General features: G+C 70.4%; 5 protein-coding genes. All 5 read right to left on the reverse strand.

Annotation, left to right across the window (positions count from 1 at the left end):
- The coding region (locus tag KAK09_RS18185; RefSeq protein WP_210880345.1) for a hypothetical protein at positions 1-922 on the reverse strand (922 nt) is incomplete at its 3' end.
- Positions 923-993: 71 nt separating this feature from the next.
- Positions 994-4,650 carry a host specificity factor TipJ family phage tail protein gene (locus tag KAK09_RS18190; RefSeq protein ID WP_210880346.1) on the reverse strand — a complete coding sequence of 1,219 codons (3,657 nt, stop codon included), beginning with the start codon at positions 4,648-4,650 and terminating at the stop codon, positions 994-996.
- Positions 4,622-5,173 carry a DUF1833 family protein gene (locus tag KAK09_RS18195; RefSeq protein ID WP_210880347.1) on the reverse strand — a complete coding sequence of 184 codons (552 nt, stop codon included), beginning with the start codon at positions 5,171-5,173 and terminating at the stop codon, positions 4,622-4,624. The genes KAK09_RS18190 and KAK09_RS18195 overlap by 29 nt, the downstream gene beginning before the upstream one ends.
- Positions 5,163-5,585, reverse strand: coding sequence for a hypothetical protein (locus KAK09_RS18200; RefSeq protein ID WP_210880348.1), 423 nt, complete (start codon positions 5,583-5,585; stop codon positions 5,163-5,165). The genes KAK09_RS18195 and KAK09_RS18200 overlap by 11 nt, the downstream gene beginning before the upstream one ends.
- The coding region (locus KAK09_RS18205) for a phage tail tape measure C-terminal domain-containing protein (protein WP_272491288.1) at positions 5,585-6,253 on the reverse strand (669 nt) is incomplete at its 5' end. The genes KAK09_RS18205 and KAK09_RS18200, both read right to left, overlap by 1 nt.

Genomic DNA, 6,253 nt, shown 5'->3' on the forward strand with positions numbered 1-6,253 from the left:
TCACCCCCTCCGGGATTCCCGTGAAGTCGAACGCCGTGCCAGAGGTGGTCGCGACAACAGGCGAGTATTCCCAGCCGCCGCCGCCAACCTGAGCAAGCTGCGCAGGGCTGATCATCGCGGGCGTGGTCAAAGCGCCGTCCGTCCAGTCGGTGTCGAGGAGGGTCTGGGCGTCGAGCGTCACGTTGCCGGTCAGTGCCCCGCCGCCGAGAAGCCCGGTCCCGGCGATAACCTGCGTCTGCCGCCACGCCGCAGCACTGTCGGCCCGAACCTGCTCGGGCGTCCGATAGACGAACCCATCTCCCGCGCTGTTGACCCGCAGGTAGTTGTTAATCACGGCGGGCGCTGGTGGAACGGCGGAGAAAGGTGCAAGGTCCGCCAGCAGGGCTTCCGCTGCGAGGGCAGAGGCGGCAGAGGCGTCTGCGGCTGTCTCCGCGCGGGTGGCGTCCTGCGCGACATCCGCAATTATGACGTCGACGCCGTCCAAGGCCTGCTGCACGGCCCCGTCAACGGCTTGGATAGCCCCGTCGCGGGCGTCGATCGTCTCGGCACGCAACAGCGCGAGGTCCGAGAGCACGACGGCGGGCGGACCGAGCTCCAGTGCCTGCGACAGCAGCGCGGTGCCCGCGTCGACCATATCCTGTGTGATCGTGATCCTGCCGCCGAACTTGCGATCCAGCCCGAGAATGACGAGGTCGTATTCGCCCACCGGCAGCGCCACGCCCTGGACGAACGGGACATCGGGTGCCGCGATCCCGAGCCGCCCCTCGTCGTCGGTTGCGGCGGAAACCGCCGTGAGGACGAGCCCGCCGTCGCTGACCGCGATGACGGCGCGAATAACCGGGTTGATCAGCACCGCGCGCCCGATCACCGGCGTGCCGTCGGTCTCGCGCAGGATGCCTGTGAGTGTCGTGGTCAGCAGCATGTCGCGGCTCCTTTATCCGAGGTCATCATAGCGGGGTGCGCGCGGCGCGATCAGGTGAAGGCGCGCACATGTCACTTTCCGTCGTCGGCGGGCGGCGGGGTGTGGTCGATGAACGCCTCCGGGCCTGGCCCGAAGACATCGAGACCCGCCACCCAGACCAGATTTGGCCACGAGGCCGAACTGCGGAACCATTCCGCATTGGCGACCACCGTCTCGCCGGTGAAGCCTCCCGAAGCGCGTTGCCGCCACCGGACACGCCAGCCGAAGGGCGGCGGCGGCGCGGGAACGGTCCAGACGTGCCGGTTGCCGTTGGGGGAAACGAGCCCGGTGACGGCCACAGGGGCCGGCACCGTCAGATCGATCTCGACGAAGGGACCGGCAATGGCATCCGCATCCAGAGCCGCCACGCGCAGCGTCAGATGCCGCGTGAGCGCGCCAAGCGCGGCCAGCTGATCGCGGTCGAGCACGATCTCGGGCGCCGCCCGGAACTGGATGGCCAGCAGCGCCTGCGCCACGCCCCGCAGCTCGAACCGGTAGCTTGTCGCGCCCGCGACGGGGGCGGCGGTCACATGCAGCACCGCCTCGGCGGCGTAGCGGCCGGGGATGACCTCGGCCGCCGGGGCGGGCGCGGCCAGCCCGGCCTGGGCGATCGCGGCCGACACCCAGGCGCCACGCGCGCCCTGGACGATCACGGCGACGCGGATATGGGTCAGCCCCTGGGGCAACGGCGCGGTGAACATGGCCCCGCCCTGCCCCAGGGGTTGCCAGATCGCGCCGCCATCGGCCGAATACTCGTAAAGGATGTCGGCACCGTCGAACCCGGCGCGCAGCGCGACCTCGATCTGCAATTCGGTCCCGCCGGGGGTGCCGACCGTGTCGAGCGTCAGTCCGATGATGGCCCCATCCAGATCGCCTGCCGCATCCACGGGCAAATCGTGGGCGCGCGGATCGTCATCGATGCAGACGACACGCGCGAGCCCCTGACGCTCCTGTGTGACCGACTGCACGATCAACCGCATCTCGATGCCGGCCTCGCGGCCGAGAACCGCGCGGATCGGTTCGTCGCGCGCCGCGCTTCGCGCCAGCCAGGCGCGCGGGTCCGTGCCGTGATCGGCGGTGATCCGGTCCATCTCGTCGGGATCGATGGTCAGCGTGTCCGTGCGGTCGGTGATGGGCCGCGCAACCCGGAACGGGCCGATCACGGCACCGTCCGGGGCGCTCAGCGTCATGATCGCATTGCCCGGCCACCCGGACAGATCGACCGCGCGACCCAGCGTCAGCGTCAGGCCCCGCCAGTCATCGAGACCGATCGCCAGGCCCTCGGTCAGCTCGAAATGCGACAGCACGATCGCATCGCCGCGCCGCAACAGCCGGTTTTCAAGCTCGACCTCGAACTCCACCTCGACCGTCCGGAACCGCGCCGCCCGCAGATCGTGCCCGACCTCGCGCAAGAGATGCGCGCGATCGGTGATGCCGAAATACCGCTCGCGGCGCTCGCGCCCGGTGATCGCGCCGATGGTCAGCTCGGCAGGCCGCCAGGTGCGCGCGTCCATGTATTGCGCCACCAGCCGCTCGGGCCGGTCGCTGACCGGCAGGCGCGGGCGCACCACGAGCGATCCGCGCCGGATATTGCGCTCGCAAAACAGCTGGCGCGGCACGGGCTGTGGCGCGTCGCGCCAGAGCCGGATACGCCGCCCGATCTGATCGGCCTGCGCGCGTCCGGCCCGCAGCACGGCCTGAAGCGCCTCCCAGAACGACATCGACTGATCGAACACCGTGTCGAACCGGTCGCCGCGCGCGGTCCAGACCTCGTGAAGCGCGAGCAGCTCGCCCATGTCGAGATCGCCGAGACGGCCATGCGCGCGCGCCACCTCGGCCACGGCCCAGGCGATCTCCCGCGTGGGTTCGGGCGCGCTCCAGCCGCTGCCGGTCCAGACCGGCAGCTTGCGGGTCTTGACCGCCTGCACCTGCCGTGCCGACTGCGCCGCGAACTGCTCGCCGACCTCGACCCGCACGGCGAGCAGCTCCAGACCCGCAAGGATGCGCCCGCCCGGCAGGATGCCCTTGAGGCCCCCCCAGAGCGCCGTATCGAAGGTCTGATCGCCCCCCTCGGCCGTGAGCCGCGTGAGCCGCAGCCGCCAGCGCCCGGGCGGCACGAACCACTTGTGCGACGAGCGCAGCGGCGACCGGGTCGCGGCGGTAAAGCCAAGGGTCTCGAGCTCGATCACATCGCCCAGAGCCACGTCGTCGTCATCGACCTGCTGTGCCTCGACGCGGATCTGCACGGTGCGGTTCTGGTTGTTGCCATTATTGTCGATCGTCACCAGCTGCTGAAACACGATATCGACCTCGACCGCCTCGGCCCGCCTGCCGCGCGGCACCGCCGCGTGCCAGCCCACCATGCTGTCGGGATCGAGCGTCAGACCCGCCACATCCCCTTGGGTCCAGACGGCCTCCTCGAACAGCGTGACGGCATTGCCCGACGGCACATGCTCGATGGCGACACCGGGCAGCGTCCCGGTGAGCGCGCCCTCGCGCCAGACGGCGGTATCGCCAAGGCGCACCTCCTCGAGCGCATGCTCGCCCATGCCGAGGGCAAGCAGCTGGCAGATGATCTGCTTGTTGTCCTCGAACCGCGAGAACGGCGGGGCCACATCGTCAAGCAGGTGGATATGCCGCCCGAACTGGATCGGGATCGGCGCACCGGGCCGGGCGATCGAAGACTGGGCCGAGGCGGAGAAGGTGGGGCTGATATCCTCGCTGAACTTGCCGACACCGCGCGGCGAGGGCGGCGGCAGCAGGGTCGAAACCACGAACTGCCCGAGCGCCGACACCGCGCCGAAGGCCAGCGTCGTGCCCGCCGCGCCGATCCCGAGGGTAGAGCCAAGGGTCGCGCCGAGGCCAAGCGGCCCGGCCACGAAGAACGCGGCCGCGATCACCGCGATCGACAGGATGGTGGCAAGCGGGTTCGATCCGCCCCCGCCCTGCGGCAGGGCGGTCAGCACGAGGCATTGATCCGCGCCGATCCTCGTCATCTCCCACGCCTCTACCGGCACCGCGCCCAGGTCGCGCAGCAGCGCCGCGAGGCTCTCGTCGGTGACATTCTCGGGCAGATGCACATCGTCGCGCGCCCCGTGCGGCCGCAGAAAGGCCGCGAGCGGCTCGCCGCCCAGCCCGGCACGCGCCACCGCCTCGGCGATGCTGTCGCCGGTCCGCGCCTGGACGGGCACGGCGCGATGCGCGGCAAGCAGGTCTTCCGCCACCGCCGCGCCGCCGGCCATCAGCAGATCGAGCCCCGGCACATAGACCGCGCGCGGCGCAGGGCAGCGGCGTTTGCGGACGCGACGCGGCGCGGGCGTCCAATAGCGCATGGTCCAGCCCATCAGGCGGATATCGGAGGGCTGGTCATAGACCATGCCCGCGCCCGCCTGGCAATGCAGGATCCCGCCCTCGATCCAGACGCCCACGTGATTGGCCCGCCCCATGCGGCGCATCTCGACGATATCGCCGTTGCGCGGGATCCGGCTCAGTGCCCACACCTGCCGCGCCGAGGCGATGCCGCGCCGCCGCTCGGGCGTCAGACCGGGCAGGGCGCGCCCGAACAGGCGCGCCTCGACCATGGCCGCCGCCGCCCAGCAGTCATAGGCATCCGGCCCCGAGGCCCCTGCCTGCCACGGGATGCCGATGAGCGGCGCGATCTCAGAGGCCAAGGAGCGGGAAGCGGGCATCGTAAAAGCTCGTGTGAAAAGGAATGTTGATCACGTCGGGGGCGCGGGCGGTGACCTCGACCGCCCCCGAAATGCTTGGATCGACCAGCTCGAAGCCGCTCAGCACTTCGGGCTGCCCCGAAAGGCGGGCCGCCTGCGTGAATACCCGGATCGTGACCGCCACCGGCACCTGCGATTTCGAGGCGGCGATCAGCGCGCCGGTGATGCGCGCATCGACGTTCGAGAACCGGAACCGCGCCAGCGGCACCCCGCTCGAGGTCTTCTCGGGCCGGATGATCTCGATGGGGGCGCGATTGAAGGGCACGATCTCGCCGGGCTGGAGCGGCGCGTCGACCTCGAGCCGGGCCTCGAAAAAGGGCGTCGCCTCGATGTCGCCAGGCGAGGCGAACACGCTCGCCAGCCGGATCACGCCGGGGCTGCCGCTCCGGGGGTCCTCGATCGCCGGGTGGCGCACCTCGACGGTCGCGATCTCGACATCGTCGGTGGCGTAGGCATAGGCGCGCAGCAGGCTGTCATCTGTCATGGCGTGCCTGCCGCGTGTAATAGGTGCCGTCGTCGACGCGCGGCATGGCGCGGATCTCCAGGTCCAGCGCCACGCGATACTCGTGATCGCCGAAAAGCGTCAGGCGGAAGGGGCCAGATCCGTCATCGACGATACGCGCCTCGACCTCGGTATAGGCCTCATCTACCAGCACCGGCATCGTGAACCATAGCCGCCCGCCGTCTATGTCCTCGTGATACCAGCGCCGCAGCACGGCGAAGTCGCGCCGCCTGATGTCGATTTCGAGGCTTTGACGGATGGGCCTGGCATGGGCCGTTCGGCGCACGCGGTCCTCGCCGTCCTCGAACTCGGTCCGCCGGGTGAGGCTCGGCATCTGCAATTGCCAGCTGTCGAACAGCGGTTTGAACCGGTCTTGAAAGGGCCAGCGAACCATCACAGCGCCCCCCGCAGATTGAACCGGCCCGCCACAGCCGGTGCCAGGCCGCGCCCGCGCGCGAGATTGCCGGCCAGCCGTTCCTCGATCTGATCGAACACGATATCCAGGTCGAACGTGCCGTCGCCGTTCTGGCGCGGCTGGCCCACTCGCGGCTGCGCGGGCGCGCCGATGACGTTGACATTGATGACCGGCGCGACCCCGCCGGCCGGGCTCGCACCGCGCGGGTTCGCGGCAAGGGCCGCAAGACCCTTGATGGTCTCGGCGGTGGATTGCTGCTGCGCCAGCGTAAGGACACGCTCGTCCTCTTCCAGGATGGCGGGCACCTCGCCGGGCAGCAAGCCGCCCGTGTGCAGCCGGGGTGCGGCGGCAAACAGCCGGGGATCGACAGCGCGGGCGCGCCCGTCGCGGCCCGCGATCCCGCCGTCATGCAGGATGCTCGCGGTCGAGCCTGGCGCGGGCCCCGTGAACAGCGAGAAGAGATTGCCGACGATACCGCCAAGCAGGCCGCCGCCTCCGCCGCCGCCCGCGACATTCGCCACCGCCGCCTGGGCGGCCAGCCGGAAAAGCTGGCGCAGCGCGAAATCCACCAGATCGGCGGTCTCGATCTTGCCGGTGCGCGCGAGGCTGACAAAGGCGTCTTCCATCGACTTGAACGCGGTCTTGAC

The organism is Roseovarius autotrophicus (genome assembly GCF_018069895.1).
Taxonomy (GTDB): domain Bacteria; phylum Pseudomonadota; class Alphaproteobacteria; order Rhodobacterales; family Rhodobacteraceae; genus Roseovarius; species Roseovarius autotrophicus.

Bases quoted from the DNA above. Each gene is read 5' to 3' on its own strand.
- KAK09_RS18195 (WP_210880347.1), bottom strand. From the start codon at position 5,173: ATGACAGATGACAGCCTGCTGCGCGCCTATGCCTACGCCACCGACGAT.
- KAK09_RS18200 (WP_210880348.1), bottom strand. From the start codon at position 5,585: ATGGTTCGCTGGCCCTTTCAAGACCGGTTCAAACCGCTGTTCGACAGC.
- KAK09_RS18190 (WP_210880346.1), bottom strand. From the start codon at position 4,650: ATGCCCGCTTCCCGCTCCTTGGCCTCTGAGATCGCGCCGCTCATCGGC.